The sequence below is a fragment of the Alkalinema sp. FACHB-956 genome, assembly GCF_014697025.1.
Classification (GTDB): Bacteria; Cyanobacteriota; Cyanobacteriia; order Leptolyngbyales; family Leptolyngbyaceae; genus Alkalinema.
In genome coordinates this window covers 20320-37091 of the sequence record NZ_JACJRC010000022.1, presented here as the reverse complement: position 1 = coordinate 37091, position 16772 = coordinate 20320, and the positions used below count along the sequence as shown (strand labels likewise).

8 protein-coding genes are annotated in these 16772 nt (G+C 53.6%); 7 read left to right on the top strand and 1 reads right to left on the bottom strand.

All coding sequences use genetic code 11. The features are described from left to right. From H6G21_RS19435 to H6G21_RS19420, 4 genes are all read left to right on the top strand, one after another. A complete protein-coding gene (locus H6G21_RS19435) occupies window positions 1-834 on the top strand; it encodes a TatD family hydrolase (RefSeq protein ID WP_190575073.1) in 834 nt (277 codons plus the stop codon). 397 nt (window positions 835-1231) lie between these two features. Beyond that, window positions 1232-4546 carry a DNA-directed RNA polymerase subunit beta gene (gene rpoB / locus H6G21_RS19430; RefSeq protein ID WP_190575072.1) on the top strand — a complete coding sequence of 1105 codons (3315 nt, stop codon included), beginning with the start codon at window positions 1232-1234 and terminating at the stop codon, window positions 4544-4546. 168 nt (window positions 4547-4714) lie between these two features. After that, complete coding sequence (locus H6G21_RS19425; protein WP_190575071.1) at window positions 4715-6586, top strand: DNA-directed RNA polymerase subunit gamma; 1872 nt, start codon at window positions 4715-4717, stop codon at window positions 6584-6586. 161 nt (window positions 6587-6747) lie between these two features. Next, the gene (locus H6G21_RS19420) at window positions 6748-10740 is read left to right on the top strand and encodes a DNA-directed RNA polymerase subunit beta' (RefSeq protein WP_190575070.1); all 3993 of its coding nucleotides are present in this window, start codon (window positions 6748-6750) and stop codon (window positions 10738-10740) included. Between the two features lie 236 nt (window positions 10741-10976). Here H6G21_RS19420 and H6G21_RS19415 read toward each other — a convergent pair whose 3' ends face one another. After that, window positions 10977-12830 (bottom strand): APC family permease, encoded by a 1854-nt coding sequence (locus tag H6G21_RS19415; RefSeq protein WP_190575069.1) that lies wholly within the window; start codon window positions 12828-12830, stop codon window positions 10977-10979. A gap of 539 nt (window positions 12831-13369) precedes the next feature. Between H6G21_RS19415 and H6G21_RS19410 the strand changes: the two genes are divergently transcribed. The 3 genes from H6G21_RS19410 (at window position 13370) to H6G21_RS19400 (ending at window position 16719) form a co-directional block, all read left to right on the top strand. Next, window positions 13370-13969, top strand: coding sequence for a DUF1517 domain-containing protein (locus tag H6G21_RS19410; RefSeq protein ID WP_190575068.1), 600 nt, complete (start codon window positions 13370-13372; stop codon window positions 13967-13969). Window positions 13970-14153: 184 nt separating this feature from the next. After that, window positions 14154-15050, top strand: a complete 897-nt coding sequence (locus H6G21_RS19405; protein WP_190575067.1) for a hypothetical protein — start codon at window positions 14154-14156, stop codon at window positions 15048-15050. A gap of 151 nt (window positions 15051-15201) precedes the next feature. Next, a complete protein-coding gene (locus H6G21_RS19400) occupies window positions 15202-16719 on the top strand; it encodes a helicase C-terminal domain-containing protein (protein ID WP_190575066.1) in 1518 nt (505 codons plus the stop codon). The last annotated feature ends 53 nt before the right edge of the window (window positions 16720-16772 follow it).

Sequence of the window (16772 nt, the reverse complement as noted above, 5' to 3'; positions counted from 1 at the left end):
ATGCAATTAATCGACACGCACGTCCACATTAATTTCGACTTGTTTGAACCAGACTTAGATGCCGTAGCTGCGCGGTGGCGAGAAGCCGGTGTTGTGCGTCTGGTTCATTCGTGTGTCGAGCCTTCTGAGTTTCCCGCGATTCGATCGATCGCCGATCGCTACCCCGAGGTTGCCTTTGCAGTGGGGTTGCATCCCTTGGATGTGGCTGAACTGTGGCATCCCGCACGAGAGGCCGAAATTTTGGCATTGGCGCAATCGGACGATCGGGTGGTCGCGATCGGAGAAACGGGCTTAGATTTCTTTAAGGCGGATAACGTTGATCAGCAGTTAGAGAGCCTTGAGGCGCAACTGCGCATTGCCCATCAGTTGAATTTGCCCGTCATTCTCCACTGCCGAGACGCCGCTTCGGTGCTCGCAGAATTCCTCCAAGGGTTTTGGCAGCGAATCGGTGCGGTTCAAGGAGTGATGCACTGTTGGGGGGGATCACCGGAGGAAACTCAGTGGTTTTTGGATTTGGGTTTCTACATCAGTTTTAGTGGAACCGTGACATTCAAAAAAGCAGAGCCGATCCAGGCATCTGCCAAAATTGTCCCTTTGGATCGTCTCTTGGTTGAAACTGACTGTCCGTTTTTGGCCCCGGTTCCCAAGCGGGGTGAAAAGCGTAATGAACCCGCCTACGTGCAGTACGTGGCTCAACAGGTAGCCCAATTGCGGCAGGTGAGCTTAGCTGAAATTGCTGATCACACAACGGCAAATGCCTGTCGGTTGTTTCGGCTGACTCGACCGGAGGCAGCGAGAACGATCGTATCAAACTTGGCGACCTCATCCGTTTAAGAGGTCGGTCTTGCTGACTTCCAGGGGGTGATTGCGATCAATCGCTAGAGGGTCTTGGGACAGTAGGAGCTCCTGGGAACTCGTCGATCTTCATCCATTAAACCCATCAAGTCTGATTTCCTACACAATTTTCTTGGATTCGTCAAGCCACAATTGAGCCTTTGTGGGTAATAATGGGAATGGTCATTTGCCCTTGGTTTGATGTAATGGCTGTATTCCCCCTTTCAGAAGACTTTCAAGCCCTCAAGCAATCCATGCCTTCAAAGTTTTAACCCCAAATATTTATCACAATTAGTTGGATCCTGCCGTCGGGAGCCAATGTTTTTATGTTGACATAACTGTGCAAGTAGCCTAAAATCTGGGATTCGCGCTGGGCGTGAACCTTTAGAGGAGACGCATGACTGAGCTAACCTACACCACACCCGCTTTCGTTCTGCCAGACTTGGTTGAGATTCAGCGGGAGAGCTTCCGCTGGTTTCTTGAAGAGGGTCTGATTGAGGAACTGGATAGTTTCTCCCCGATTACGGATTACACCGGTAAATTGGAGCTTCACTTCATTGGCAAGGATTATAAACTGAAGCATCCGAAATACCATGTGGATGAGGCCAAGAGCCGGGATGCCACCTATGCTGTTCAAATGTATGTTCCCACGCGTCTCATCAACAAAGAGACTGGGGAAATTACAGAACAGGAAGTGTTTATTGGCGATCTACCCCTGATGACCGATCGCGGTACCTTTATTATCAACGGTGCGGAGCGGGTCATTGTCAATCAGATCGTGCGCAGTCCTGGGGTTTATTACAAATCTGAAACAGACAAGAACGGTCGTCGAACCTACAATGCCAGCCTGATTCCTAACCGGGGCGCTTGGTTGAAGTTTGAGACCGACAAAAATGACTTGGTTTGGGTTCGGATCGACAAAACTCGCAAGCTGTCTGCCCAAGTTCTCCTCAAGGCGTTGGGGCTTTCCACGGGGGAAATTCTGGATGCCATGCGCCACCCAGAATATTTTCTGAAGACGATCGAAAAAGAAGGGGAATTCAGCGAAGACGACGCACTGATGGAGCTGTATCGCAAGCTGCGACCGGGTGAGCCTCCCACAGTGGCAGGCGGGGCGCAGTTGTTGGAATCCCGCTTTTTTGATCCCAAGCGCTACGATTTGGGTAAGGTGGGTCGCTACAAGCTCAACCGCAAGCTGCACCTAAATGTGCCGGATTCCACCCGCGTCTTGACGCCTCAAGATATTCTGTCGGCGATCGACTACCTGATCAACCTGGAATTTGACATCGGCCAGATTGACGACATTGACCACCTGGGGAACCGTCGGGTGCGATCGGTGGGGGAATTGCTGCAAAACCAAGTTCGGGTCGGGCTGAACCGTTTAGAGCGGATTATTCGGGAACGGATGACGGTCTCCGACTCGAATACCTTGACGCCCGCCTCGTTGGTCAACCCCAAACCCTTGGTCGCGGCGATTAAGGAATTCTTTGGGTCTTCCCAGCTCTCCCAGTTCATGGATCAAACTAATCCCCTGGCGGAACTGACCCACAAACGCCGTCTCAGCGCCCTCGGTCCTGGCGGTCTGACCCGAGAACGGGCTGGCTTTGCAGTGCGGGATATTCACCCCTCCCACTATGGACGCATCTGCCCGGTGGAAACGCCGGAAGGTCCCAACGCGGGTCTGATCGGTTCCCTGGCGACCCATGCCCGCGTCAACTCCTACGGATTCATCGAAACGCCCTTTTCCCGCGTGGAAGGTGGGGTGGTTCGCCGCGATGTGCCGCCGGTCTACATGACTGCGGATGAAGAAGACGATCTGCGGGTTGCGGCGGGGGATTTGCCCACCGATGAAGTAGGTCGGATCCTGGGTGAAAAGGTGACTGTGCGCTATCGCCAAGACTTCACCACGGCTTCTCCCAATGAAGTGGACTTTGTGGCGGTCTCCCCGGTGCAAATTATTTCGGTGGCAACCTCGCTGATTCCCTTCCTAGAGCATGACGATGCAAACCGAGCGCTCATGGGCTCCAACATGCAACGGCAGGCGGTTCCCCTGCTGCGCCCCGAGCGGCCTTTGGTCGGTACTGGTTTAGAAGCCCAAGCTGCCCGCGACTCTGGGATGGTCATTGTCAGCCGAACCGATGGCGAAGTGGTCTACGTAGATGCCAAGCGGATTTGCGTCAAGTCGCCGGAAGGCCGTGATTACAACTATCACTTGCAGAAGTATCAACGATCGAACCAAGATACCTGCCTCAACCAAAAGCCGATCGTGCGCTTAGGTGAAAAGGTGGTTGCGGGACAAATCCTAGCCGACGGCTCGGCAACGGAGAAGGGTGAGCTGGCCCTGGGGCAAAACATCCTCGTGGCCTACATGCCCTGGGAAGGCTACAACTACGAGGACGCTATCCTCATTAGTGAGCGGCTGGTCTATGACGATGTCTACACCTCCATCCACATTGAGAAGTACGAAATCGAAGCCCGTCAGACCAAGCTAGGGCCGGAGGAAATCACCCGAGAAATTCCCAACGTTGGGGAAGATGCCCTGCGTAACTTGGATGAAAACGGCATCATTCGGATTGGGGCTTGGGTCGAGTCCGGGGACATTTTGGTGGGTAAAGTGACGCCTAAGGGCGAATCTGACCAACCGCCGGAAGAAAAACTGCTGCGGGCGATCTTCGGGGAAAAGGCACGGGATGTGCGGGATAACTCCCTGCGCGTGCCCAACGGTGAAAAAGGTCGGATTGTCGATGTACGGGTCTTCACGCGCGAACAGGGGGATGAACTACCCCCCGGAGCCAACATGGTGGTTCGGGTTTACGTGGCCCAGAAACGGAAGATCCAAGTCGGCGACAAGATGGCCGGTCGCCACGGCAACAAGGGGATTATCTCTCGCATTCTCCCGATCGAAGACATGCCCTACCTGCCCGATGGCACCCCGATGGACATCGTCCTCAACCCCCTGGGGGTTCCTTCCCGGATGAACGTAGGCCAAGTCTACGAATGTCTGTTGGGTTGGGCGGCAGAGAACCTCAATGCCCGGTTCAAGATTGTGCCCTTTGACGAAATGCATGGGGAAGAAAAATCCCGCGAAAGCGTCCATGGCAAGCTCTATGAAGCCCGCGAGCACCGGATTGACCACACTGGGGAAGGCGAATGGGTCTTCGACGAAAGCAACCCTGGGAAAATCCAAGTCTACGATGGTCGGACTGGAGAACCCTTCGATCGGCCTGTGACCGTCGGCAAAGCCTACATGCTGAAGCTGGTGCACTTGGTGGACGACAAGATCCACGCCCGCTCCACCGGCCCCTACTCCTTGGTCACCCAGCAGCCCTTGGGTGGAAAAGCTCAGCAGGGGGGGCAGCGCTTCGGAGAAATGGAAGTGTGGGCCTTGGAAGCCTTTGGCGCTGCCTACACATTGCAAGAGTTGCTAACGGTCAAGTCCGACGACATGCAAGGTCGGAACGAAGCCCTCAACGCGATCGTCAAAGGTAAATCCATCCCCCGTCCGGGGACGCCAGAATCCTTCAAGGTGTTGATGCGAGAACTGCAATCCCTGTGTTTGGATGTGGCGGTGCATAAAGTGGAAACCCGCGAAGATGGCAGCAGCCGCGATGTCGAAGTGGATCTCATGGCCGATGTCAGCAATCGTCGCGCGCCCTCTCGACCCACCTATGAGTCGATTAGCAGTGCCTCCATGGATGATGATGACGATTAATTAACGGGATCAAAGGGATCCCAGTCCACCGGAGGGGAGATAAACTGAAGTGCTTTATCTGCCCTCTTGGTTGTTGACTTCCGATGGGACTTTTTCAGAACGCGCCTGTTAACCCAAATCAGTCAAACCGATTAGTCAAAACTTAATCACTTCAGGAAAGAGAACGCGATGCCCAAGCTTGAACAGCGATTCGACTACGTCAAAATTGGTCTGGCATCCCCGGAACGCATTCGTCAGTGGGGGGAACGTACCCTGCCCAATGGCCAAATTGTCGGTGAAGTCACCAAACCCGAAACCATCAACTACCGGACCCTGAAACCGGAAATGGATGGTCTTTTCTGTGAGCGGATTTTTGGGCCTGCGAAGGACTGGGAATGCCACTGCGGGAAGTACAAACGGGTGCGCCACCGGGGGATTGTGTGTGAACGTTGTGGCGTAGAAGTCACGGAATCCCGCGTGCGGCGGCATCGCATGGGTTATATCAAGCTGGCGGCTCCTGTGGCCCACGTGTGGTATCTCAAAGGGATTCCAAGCTACATGGCAATTTTGCTAGACATGCCCCTGCGGGATGTTGAGCAAATCGTTTACTTCAATGCCTATGTCGTGCTGAATCCTGGTAACGCTGAAGGATTGAGCTATAAGCAACTGCTGACGGAAGATCAGTGGATTGAAATTGAAGACGAGCTGTACAGCGAAGATTCTAAGCTGGAAGGCATTGAAGTAGGCATTGGGGCAGAGGCGCTGCAACAACTCCTGCAAGACATCAATCTGGATGAAGAAGCGGAACGGCTGCGGGAAGAAATTGCTGCGTCCAAGGGACAAAAGCGGGCCAAGTTGATCAAACGCCTGCGGGTGATTGATAACTTTATTGCGACAGGTTCCCAGCCAGACTGGATGGTCTTGGATGTGATTCCCGTCATTCCGCCGGATCTGCGCCCGATGGTGCAACTGGATGGGGGCCGTTTTGCCACCTCTGATTTGAACGACTTGTATCGCCGGGTGATTAACCGGAACAACCGTCTGGCCCGCCTCCAGGAAATCCTCGCGCCGGAAATTATCGTCCGTAACGAAAAACGGATGCTCCAGGAAGCGGTGGATGCGCTGATCGATAACGGTCGCCGCGGTCGTACCGTCGTGGGTGCGAACAACCGTCCCCTCAAGTCCCTGTCGGACATTATCGAAGGGAAACAGGGTCGCTTCCGGCAAAACCTGCTGGGGAAACGGGTGGACTACTCCGGTCGTTCTGTGATCGTGGTTGGCCCCAAACTGAAGATTCACCAGTGCGGTCTGCCCAAGGAAATGGCGATCGAGCTGTTCCAGCCCTTTGTGATTCACCGGTTGATTCGCCAAGGCTTGGTCAACAACATTAAGGCTGCGAAAAAGTTGATCCAACGCAACGACCCCACAGTCTGGGATGTCTTGGATGAAGTGATTGAAGGGCACCCTGTCATGCTGAACCGGGCCCCGACGCTGCACCGTTTGGGGATTCAAGCCTTTGAACCGATCCTGGTTGATGGTCGTGCCATTCAACTCCACCCCTTGGTCTGTCCGGCCTTCAACGCGGACTTTGACGGAGACCAAATGGCGGTGCACGTACCGTTGTCCCTGGAAGCCCAGGCCGAAGCCCGCCTCTTAATGCTGGCGTCGAATAACATTCTGTCTCCAGCCACGGGGCGTCCGATCGTCACACCGAGCCAAGACATGGTGTTGGGCTGCTATTACCTGACTGCGGAAAACCCCGCCGCGACCAAGGGCGCAGGTCGCTACTTTGCCAACCTGGATGACGCTATCACCGCCTACGAGCAGAAGGAAGTCGATCTCCATTCCTACGTTTGGGTGCGATTTGACGGTGAGGTCGAGACGGACTTGGATGATGCGCTGGTGGAGGAACAAACCTCGGAAGAGGGCTATGTGACTCGCCTCTATAACTACCGACGGGTACGGCAGGATCCCGAAGGGAACTTGATTTCCCAGTACATCAAGACGACGCCGGGACGGATTATTTACAACAAAACCGTCATCGATGTGTTAGCTGACTAACGCCCGCGATCGCACTGTTGCAAGCCACAAAATCAATTGGAACGGTGCGATGGATCGCGGTTTATCAAGGTGTGGCTTCTCTTGGCAGTAAGGGCCAATTTCCACACCTTTCCCCCTTTGTTTACAACTTCAATCCAACATCAGCATTTGGTGGGGCAGACATGGCAGAGCAAGGCAAGCAAGTTTTCCGTAACCGCGTCATCAACAAAAAACAACTGCAAAATCTCGTTTCCTGGGCCTTTACCCATTACGGCACTGCCCGAACCGCACAAATGGCAGATGCCGTGAAGGATTTGGGTTTCCGCTATGCAACGCGAGCCGGGGTCTCAATTTCCGTAGACGATTTGCAAATCCCCCCGACGAAAAAAGCACTTCTGGAAAGTGCGGAAGAAACCATTCGATCGACGGAAGAAAAGTACACGCGCGGCGAAATCACCGAAGTGGAACGGTTCCAAAAGGTGATTGACACTTGGAACGGAACCTCCGAGGAACTGAAGGATGAGGTGGTTAAACACTTCCGCTCCAACGACCCGCTGAACTCGGTGTACATGATGGCCTTCTCCGGCGCTCGGGGGAATATCTCCCAGGTGCGTCAGTTGGTGGGGATGCGGGGTCTGATGGCGAATCCCCAGGGGGAAATTATTGACCTCCCGATTAAGACCAACTTCCGGGAAGGGCTGACGGTTACCGAATACATCATCTCCTCCTACGGGGCGCGTAAAGGCTTGGTGGATACGGCGCTACGGACAGCGGACTCCGGTTATTTGACCCGCCGTCTGGTGGATGTCTCCCAGGATGTGATCATTCGTGAACTAGATTGCGGTACTGCTCGAGGCATTCCAGTTCGCAGCATGACTGATGGGGAACGGGTCTTAATTCCGCTCAAAGATCGCCTTTTAGGTCGAGTCGTTTCCCAGGATGTCCTCCATCCCGAGACGGGGGAAGTGATTGTGGCCCGCAATGATGCCATTTCCAATGAAATTGCAGAGGAAATTGGCAAAGCTAAGGTGCAGGAAGTGGTTGTGCGATCGCCCCTGACCTGCGAATCGCCCCGATCGGTGTGCCAACGTTGTTACGGCTGGAGTTTGGCCCACGCGCACCTCGTTGATATTGGCGAAGCGGTAGGAATTATTGCGGCCCAGTCGATCGGTGAACCGGGTACCCAGCTCACCATGCGGACCTTCCACACCGGGGGCGTTTTCTCCGGGGAAATGGCGCGGCAGGAACGGGCGGAATTTGACGGGGTCGTCAAGCTCCCGAAAAAGTTGAAGTCCCGCCCCTTCCGGACCCGCCACGGGGAAGATGCCCTCACCGTGGAATCGGCGGATTCTGCCAACAAGATTACGATCGAAGGCAGCAACGGCAAAAACCAAGTCTTTACTGCGGCCCAAGGGGCAACCTTGATGGTGCGGGATGGGGAATCGGTTAAGCAGGGCCAAATTTTGGCAGAAATCCCCCTGTCCGGTCGCGGTCGTAAAACGACGGAAAAAGCCCAAATGGACGTGTTCTCCCACCTCGCTGGGGAGGTCATGTTTGCGGACGTGGTGCCGGAAGAAAAGAAAGACCGTCAAGGTAACACGACCCGCATTGCCCAACGGGGTGGCTTGATGTGGGTGCTGTCGGGGGATGTGTATAACCTGCCGCCCGGTGCTGAGCCTGCGGTCAAGAATGGTGATCGGGTCGAAACCAATGGCGTCATTGCCGAAACCAAAGTGATTACCGAAAACGGTGGTACGGTTCGTCTTGCGGATACCAACGAAGGCAAAGGCGGTCGGGAAATCCAAATCATCACTGCTTCGGTCATGTTGGATCAGGCTCGGGTGCGCAAGGTAGAAAGCCACCAAGGGGGTGATCAATACCGACTCGAAACCACCAGCGGTCAAATTTTCTCCCTTAAAGCAGCCCCTGGGACTCAGGTGACCAATGGGCAAGTGGTGGCGGAATTAATTGACGATCGCTACCACACGCAGACCGGTGGGATCCTGCGTTACTCTGGCGTTGAAGTGGGTAAACGCGGTAAGGCCAAACAGGGCTACGAAGTCCTGAAGGGGGGAACCCTGCTCTGGATTCCAGAAGAATCCCACGAAGTCAACAAAGATATTTCGCTGTTGATGGTAGAAGACGGCCAGTACGTGGAAGCGGGCACGGAAGTCGTCAAGGAGATTTTCTGTCAAAGCAGTGGTGTGATTGAAGTGACTCAGAAGAACGACATTCTGAGGGAAGTGGTGATCAAGCCCGGTTCGATCCACATGTTAGACAGCTTGGATGGGGTGAATACCCGCGAGCCGGTTTTGGTGAACCCCGGTCAGGTCATTATGCCGGGACTGACCGCCGAAGAACTGGCCTATGTCGAGTATGTAGAAACGCCTGAAGGTCCTGCCCTGCTGCTGCGACCGGTGGTGGAATTCCAAGTGCCGGATGAACCTGCGGTTCCGAGTCAAGATTCTGGTGCGCAGGAATCCGGTCGATCGATTCGTCTACGGGCCGTGCAGCGCATTCCCTACAAGGATGGCGATCGGGTGCGCTCGATCGAAGGCTTGGAGCTGCTGCGAACCCAACTCGTTCTGGAAGTGGATCAGGAATCTCAGCTGGCTGCCGACATTGAGTTAGTTCCTGATGAAACGGATGAGGAACTGCTGCGGTTACAACTGGTGATTTTGGAATCGCTGGTGATTCGGCGCGATATCACCGCTGATACCACCCAAGGCAGTACCAATACCCGAATTTTGGTACAGGATGGGGAGCAAATTCCACCCGGTGCTGTTGTCGCTCGAACCGAAATCCTCTGTAAAGAAGCGGGGGAAGTTCAAGGGATTCGTGATGGCAGTGAAGCCGTGCGTCGGATTCTGGTGGTGCGCGATGCGGATACCTTAGCGATCGACCTCCCTGAAACTGCCAAGCTGAAAAAGGGTGATCTGCTGGTCAGTGGCTCCCATGACCTGGGTGAACACCTGAAAGAATCCGGTCAGGTAATGGCCGTTGAAGGCAAACAAGCCAAACTTCGATTGGCCCGTCCCTATCGGGTGTCTCCTGGTGCGGTCTTGCACATTGATGACGGCGACCTCGTGCAACGGGGGGATAGCTTAGTGCTACTCATCTTTGAACGGGCTAAGACCGGGGACATCATTCAAGGTCTGCCTCGGATTGAGGAACTGTTGGAAGCCCGGAAACCCAAGGAAGCTTGCATCATTGCGCGCCAGTCGGGTACTGCCCAAGTGATCTACGCGGAGGATGATTCCGTGGAAGTCAAAATTGTTGATCACGATGGTTTGATCACGGAGTATCCCCTCGGCCCTGGGCAAAACGTCATCGTCCTTGATGGCCAAGCGGTGGAAGCCGGGGAACGCCTGACCGACGGCCCGACCAATCCCCACGAGTTGCTAGAAATTCTCTTTTTGGCCAACTCGGAAAAACAGGGCATCCACGAAGCTGCCTTGAAGAGCTTGCAGGAAGTGCAAACCTTCCTGGTGGCGGAAGTGCAAGGGGTTTACCAATCCCAAGGCATTGACATCTCCGACAAACACATTGAAGTGGTTGTGCGGCAGATGACCTCTAAGGTGCGGGTGGATGATGGCGGTGATACTACGATGCTGCCCGGTGAGTTGGTGGAACTGAACCAACTGGAGCAGGTCAATGAAGCCATGGCGATTACCGGGGGTGCTCCGGCGAAATATACGCCTGTCCTGCTGGGGATTACCAAGGCTTCCTTGAACACCGACAGCTTCATCTCGGCGGCATCCTTCCAAGAAACCACGCGGGTTCTGACGGAAGCGGCGATCGAAGGGAAGTCTGACTGGTTGCGCGGTCTGAAAGAAAACGTCATCATTGGTCGTCTGATTCCAGCGGGTACCGGCTTTAACGCCTATGAAGAATCCGGTGGCCCTCAGGATATCGATCTCAGCTTTGAGATGCTGGATGATGATGCGGATCTGACGGATGTCGTTCTCGACGATCGTACGGCTCGGGCCTATGGCTTAGAAAGCTTTGAAGATCGGCCCAGCTTCAGCTTCGAGAGCTTTGGCTCTGGAGAAGGAGAGGGGGGTGAATTTGCCAGCGGTTTTTCGCCCATTCTGGATGATGATGAACTGATTGACGACAGCAGCATTAACCGGAATGACGAGGATGATGACTTAGATGAGGATGATCTGCTGTAGCAAGATCAAGATTTAGTCATCTAGCGAGTCATTCAGTGAGTCTTGGGCTGGGGTGCTCAATCACCCGTAATTAAAAGCCCGTAATAACAGTAAGGAGGCTGTAATAGCCTCCTTTTTTGCATTTGTTCAAGTTTGCATTTGTTCAAGGATTGAAACAATTGACCTGTCGGTTTATCGATTGACCAGGCTGACCAGGCTGACTAGGTTGACCAGATTGACTAGGTTGACTAGGTTGACTACAGGTAATAGCGCACCGTGGTGATGACCCGACTCTTCTTCGTTCGCAGCGCATTTTTTAAGAACAGGGTTGTTTGGTTGTGCAACAACTCTTCCCACCAGCGTCGAGTCACAAAGGCCGGAATAATAATCGTGGTTAAAACACCGGGATAGCGAGCTTCAAAGTCCCGTACATAGTCCACGATCGGCTCTACGACCGATCGATAGGGCGAAGGGAGGACTTTAAGGGGAATATCTGGTGCAAAGGTTTGCCAATCCCGCTGGAACTTCTCGTTGTCTCCCCCGATATCCACGTGAACGGCCACAATCTTGTCAGCAATGCCACGGGCGTAGTCCAAGGCTTCGATCGTCCCGCGATGGACTTGCCCCACAATCACGATCGCCGGATGGGACACGGCTGTCGTCGCTGGTTTTGCGACATATTGTTTTGGGGTGAGGGTCGCCAAACTTAACTTATCTGCTACGTAACGATAATGGCGGTGGATACTGCCAAAAAATATGACGAGGCAGGGAATGGCAAACACGACCACCCACGCCCCTAGGGCAAATTTCGTCCAAATGACGATCGCCAACACCAACAGCGTTGCCAAAGTTCCAATGCCATTGATCCAAGCACTGACCTGCCAACCCTTTGATTGTTCCTTAAACCAATGGCGTACCATTCCCGCCTGGGACAGGGTAAAGGATGTAAAGACCCCTACCGCGTACAGCGGGATGATGGCAGTAGTATCCCCTTTAAACATAATCACCAATAATGCTGCCGACAAGCTGAGTAACAAAATGCCATTGGAATAAACCAAGCGATCGCCCAGCAGCGACAACTGCCGGGGCAAAAATCCGTCCCGTGCTAGAAAATAGCAAAGCCGAGGGAAGTCTGCGTAACTGGTGTTGGCAGCCAGTAACAGGATGGTTGGCGTCGCGAACAGGACGATAAAGTAGTACAGAAAATTGGTTCCAACAATTTGCCGACTCAGAATGGAAAGCACCGTTTCGCCTTTGTCTGCGGGAACCACTTGGTAGAGGTTTGCGAGGTAGGTGATGCCCAGAAACATGATGCCGAGAATAATCCCCAGCGCCAACAAGGTTTGTCGCGCATTTTTCCATTCCGGTGGTTTGAAGGCCAGCACCCCGTCGGAAATGGCTTCCACCCCTGTCAAGGCTGTACATCCCGCTGCGAAAGCCCGCAGGACTAGGAATAAACTCAATTCTTCGCCAATGTGGTGGATGGATTCCGCCGGTGGGGGAACGGGGGTAATGTTGCCAGTGAGTTGGTTAAAAAATCCAATTCCTAGCAGCAGAAAAATACTGCCAATAAAGGCATAGGTGGGCACCATGAAGATGCGCCCCGACTCCTTCACCCCCCGCAAATTGGCAATCATCAGCAGGAAAATAAAGATCAAACATAAGTCCACGGTCAGGGGCCGTAGCGCAGGTAAGGCGGAAACCAAGTTATCAATCCCCGCTGAGACGCTGACAGCCACCGTCAAAATGTAGTCAATCATTAATGAGGCTCCAGCAATCAGGCCGGGGTAGAGTCCCAAGTTCTCCCGCGCCACAATGTAGGATCCCCCGCCCTTGGGGTAGGCCCGAATGGTTTGACGGTAGGACACCATGACAATGATCAACAAGATCACGATCGCGAGGGCGATCGGCAGAGACCAGCCCAAAACGTGGCGACTGCTTCCCGCAGCCATTAAGACCAACAGGGTTTCCTGGGTCGCATAGGCCACGGAGGAAAGGGCATCGGAAGATAGCACTGCCAAGGCTGCGGCTTTGGTTAAGCGCTCTTCTGCGTGGGCACTGGTTGGTAGCGATTCTCCTACCAGCAACCGCTTTAACTGTGAAAACGTCATATCAATCTCTCAACCACCGAATACATCGATCGAAAATCAGTCTGTAGGGCGTCAGTGGACACAGGTTCCAAGAACGTCGGTGAAGTGAATGAAGAAAATGTGCCATCGTCACCCCTCGCGTTAGTCACCATGTCACCATGGTTCGTCCAGAAGGGACTAGGAAGCACTGAAGTGGCGATCGGCTCAATTTCAAGGCGGTATTTCTCTAGATATCACTAACCTTGCACCCCATTGAGAAAAGTTCATGATTTGTAGGAAGCTATTAAAACCCTGGAACAAAAAATTCAATCCAGTTCTGCAATCCAGTTCTGCAATCCAGTTCGAAACCGGCCCAGAGTCGCTAAACCGCTCAGAGGGTTGGTTCGTTTAACCGCTATGGTCATTCCCTCAAGCGAGATCTACACTGCTGGTATGAAGTTTGATATGAAGTTTGATATGAAGCTGATTGCAGCAACGGCCATCGAAAATAATCCGCGACAAGTAATCCGCGATAAGTAATCTGCTAAGTCAGTACGTTAACTAGTACGGTAAATTTTGCAATGAATTCCTGGCACGATCGATTCAATTCCCTGACTGGCCGCGATCGACTGGTGGTCTGTCGGTTGTTTATCCACTTCAAAGGGCAAGAAGTTACCCCGTTACTGGGTGTACTGAACCAGGCAGGACGAAATGCGGCCTTTGCAGAAGGGGATTTGGCCACCTTAGGCAGTGGTTTAATCCAAATTTGTCAGAGCCTACTGCAACACCAGACCTATTGGTATGCTGCGGCCAACGAGGGTGACGTGTTTTGGTCCGAGGGTGAAGCTGAACAATTGGTTAACGAGTTATTTATGGATTCAGCCCAACGGTACTTGAGTGACTTGCCACCAGAAGAACCCGCCGCAGATACCCCCTTGTCCCTTCCCATTAGCCACAATTTGGTGGTGATGATCACCGTCGCTTTTGAGGGGGAAGATCCGCATCTGGAAACGGATCTCGCCGATTTGAATGCATTAAAACAAGGCTTACTTAGTTTGACGAACTTAGTCGAGCAGAATCGTCTACGGGCGATCCAAGTTCATTTCTCACCGGCCCAAATGGGGGATGAGCTGACGGAAGATCAAGTTTTGCAACAATTTCCCGAATTGATTCCGCTATGAATTTGTGCTCATAGGCTTGCGTGTATCAGTTTGTGCTGTTTGCCACTGTTCTGAGTTGTGCAGACGTGGCTGGTTCCAGGGATCTCATCTCCTATCGCCCTTCCTGTTTTAAACATATTCTTTTTCAGAGGACCCCATGTTTCGTAGACTTGTCCTTTTCTCATTGATCGTTTTGTTTGGCAGTATGACGATCGGTTGTGAGGCTAATACGAGCCAATCCCTGCCTCAGGCTAATCAACCAACGAATCAATCAAGTCAAGTGCGATCGGCAAATCCCAATGGCGCGAGCCAACCCCCACTGCAAAACCAGCGAATGCTACCGGATGGTCAATATCCTTTGCAGCAGGCGACCTATAACGATGTAGATGGTCGTTATGGACTGATGGTGCTGAATGCGCCTCAGGGGTATGGCTCCGCGTTGCAACTGGAGAATGTCCCCATGGCACGGCTGACGGATGAGCAAATGAAAGCGGGTGAAAAAAGTTTCCTCAAAGTGGAAAATGGCCAACCTGCGCTCTACCTGACGGAAGACTTCCAAATCCAGTACATCCACAGTGTGACGGAACAGCAAACCAATCCCAATACGGGGCGTACTGAAACGGTGGTCGTGCAAAAAGAATCGAATTTTTGGAGTCCCTTTGCCGGTAGCTTGGCGGGTAACTTGGCAGGGCAGGCGATCGGCAGTATGCTCTTCCGTCCGCAACATTACATGCCACCCCAATATCAACCGGGGATTGCAATGACGGGGTATGGGGGCTATGGAGCCAGTGCCAATGATGCTGTGCGCAACTACCGCGATCGCTATCAGCAGGATCCCGTTGCTGTCCGCAATCGCACTGCTTTTCGCAGTACTGGACGCAGCAATTCTCCCAATAATTCTTTCAGTTCTCCCAATCGATCGCTGCAAAATCGCGATCGCTCAACGGGTTCCGGCTACGGTTCCAGCAACCTGAAGCCGTCCCGCCAAACCACACCTAAACGGTCGGACAGTAGTTTTGGCAGCAGCCAGCGATCGAGATCGTTTGGATCTGGGACTTCGCGATCGCGATCGTCCTTTGGCAACCGTCGGAGTCGGCGTTAAGGTAAGCCCATGGGATGAGTCCGACCAATGAAATGGAGACTGGTTAGAACTGGCCGACCCGATCGAGGTGCTTTCAGGTGGGATGGCGTAGTTTCCTTAGACGCTGTGCCACAATGATCAAATACTCTTTCAATCTATTAAGTACAACTGTGTGATCGAAGCCGAGGTTCATCAGCAACTGCGAGCCTTTCTGCGAGAGCAGCGAGAACCCCACTGGGCACATCATTTGACGATGGCACGGTTAGTTGCTCGTGCCCTGCGCTTAGGGAGAAGTGCCCTCATCCAAACGGGAACAACGACGGGTTTTCCTGCTCCCTATCGGCTGAGTTATCTGTTGCCGTTGCTGCTCTGGAAAGGCCCAGTGCTCCTGGTCACGCCGGAACGCTTACATCAACCCTTGCTGCGGGTCGAGCTACCTCGACTGCAACAGTGGATTGCGCAACCTAAACCGATTCAAGTCGGCGATCGTTGGCCCCAGGGAACCTTTGAGGGGATTTTGCTGACCACGCCAGAATCTTGGTTGCGCGATCGCTTCTACCACGAAGGCCGATTTCCTCAAGGGATTTCCACGGTGATGGATGGGGTGGATGACTTGGAAACCTGGACTCGCCAAGTGCTGACTAGCCACCTTCCGGCCACTGAGTGGGACAGCTTAATGTTAGCGATCCCCAGCCAAATGGATGCGATTCGCGATATTCGGGTTGGCTTAACTCGAGCGATTTTCCATCGTCCTGCCAATCCCTACGAGTGTTATTTGATGGATGACCCGGAGCGATCGCTACTTCAAGATCTCCATCAGCTGGCGAAAGGAAGTCAAGCCATGGTGCCCCCCCCCTGGCAGCTTTTGTTTGAACAATTGCAGCAGAGCCACCGATTGACTTGGGCCACGATTCACCGCAGCCAAGGGACGTTTTCTCTACATAGTAGTCCTACGGAAGTGGGATCGTTTTTGGATCCTCTCTGGCTGACCCAGCCAACGGTGTTAATTGGGAGCGCTCTGGATCTAGAAACCGAAGCGACGATCTATCGTCAAACCGTAGGCTTGGGCGATTTAACCTGCCTCAAGTTCTCCCCCGATCGGCAGGATGCGATCGTGCAGCTTTATCAACCGGACGGCATGCCAATGCCCAACACCCCCCAGTTCCAAACGAGCCTCCTGAAGGAATTACGCTACCTCCTGAGCCATGCTCCCCAAGGCCCTGCCGTCGTGCTTGTAGGAGATACACCGCTGCGGAGCCAGGTGGGATCGGTCTTGGCCGCAGAATTTGGCTCGCGCGTCCAAGTCGAACGCACCAGCCTAGATGAATACAGCATTTTGGTTTGTGGCTGGGAGTTTTGGCAAACCCATCAACAGGCTTTACCTACGCCGACCTGCATCGCGATCGCCACCTTGCCCATTCCTTCCCTAGAACATCCTTTGGTTGCGGGTCGGGTTAACTATTACAAAAAAAATCGTCAGGATTGGTTTCGGCTCTATCTCCTGCCCACGGCCCTGATGGAGCTTCAGCGGGCCATTTCCCCGATTCGAGATGCCCAAGGGTTGGTGGCATTGCTCGATAGTCGAGTTCTCCACCGTAGCTATGGGCAACAGGTGTTAGCGGCTCTGAGTCCCTTTGCTCGCATCAGTTACCTGGAAACCCCTTGGGACGAAGACACGCTGGGGGCTTAGGGGGGCACGATCGAACGTTCTGCCGCACTCGACGAAGTCAAGCAGTGCGGGAT

Coding starts and splice junctions, on each gene's coding strand:
- H6G21_RS19435 (WP_190575073.1), top strand. CDS start 1: ATGCAATTAATCGACACGCACGTCCACATTAATTTCGACTTGTTTGAA.
- rpoB (WP_190575072.1), top strand. CDS start 1,232: ATGACTGAGCTAACCTACACCACACCCGCTTTCGTTCTGCCAGACTTG.
- H6G21_RS19425 (WP_190575071.1), top strand. CDS start 4,715: ATGCCCAAGCTTGAACAGCGATTCGACTACGTCAAAATTGGTCTGGCA.
- H6G21_RS19420 (WP_190575070.1), top strand. CDS start 6,748: ATGGCAGAGCAAGGCAAGCAAGTTTTCCGTAACCGCGTCATCAACAAA.
- H6G21_RS19415 (WP_190575069.1), bottom strand. CDS start 12,830: ATGACGTTTTCACAGTTAAAGCGGTTGCTGGTAGGAGAATCGCTACCA.
- H6G21_RS19410 (WP_190575068.1), top strand. CDS start 13,370: ATGAATTCCTGGCACGATCGATTCAATTCCCTGACTGGCCGCGATCGA.
- H6G21_RS19405 (WP_190575067.1), top strand. CDS start 14,154: ATGACGATCGGTTGTGAGGCTAATACGAGCCAATCCCTGCCTCAGGCT.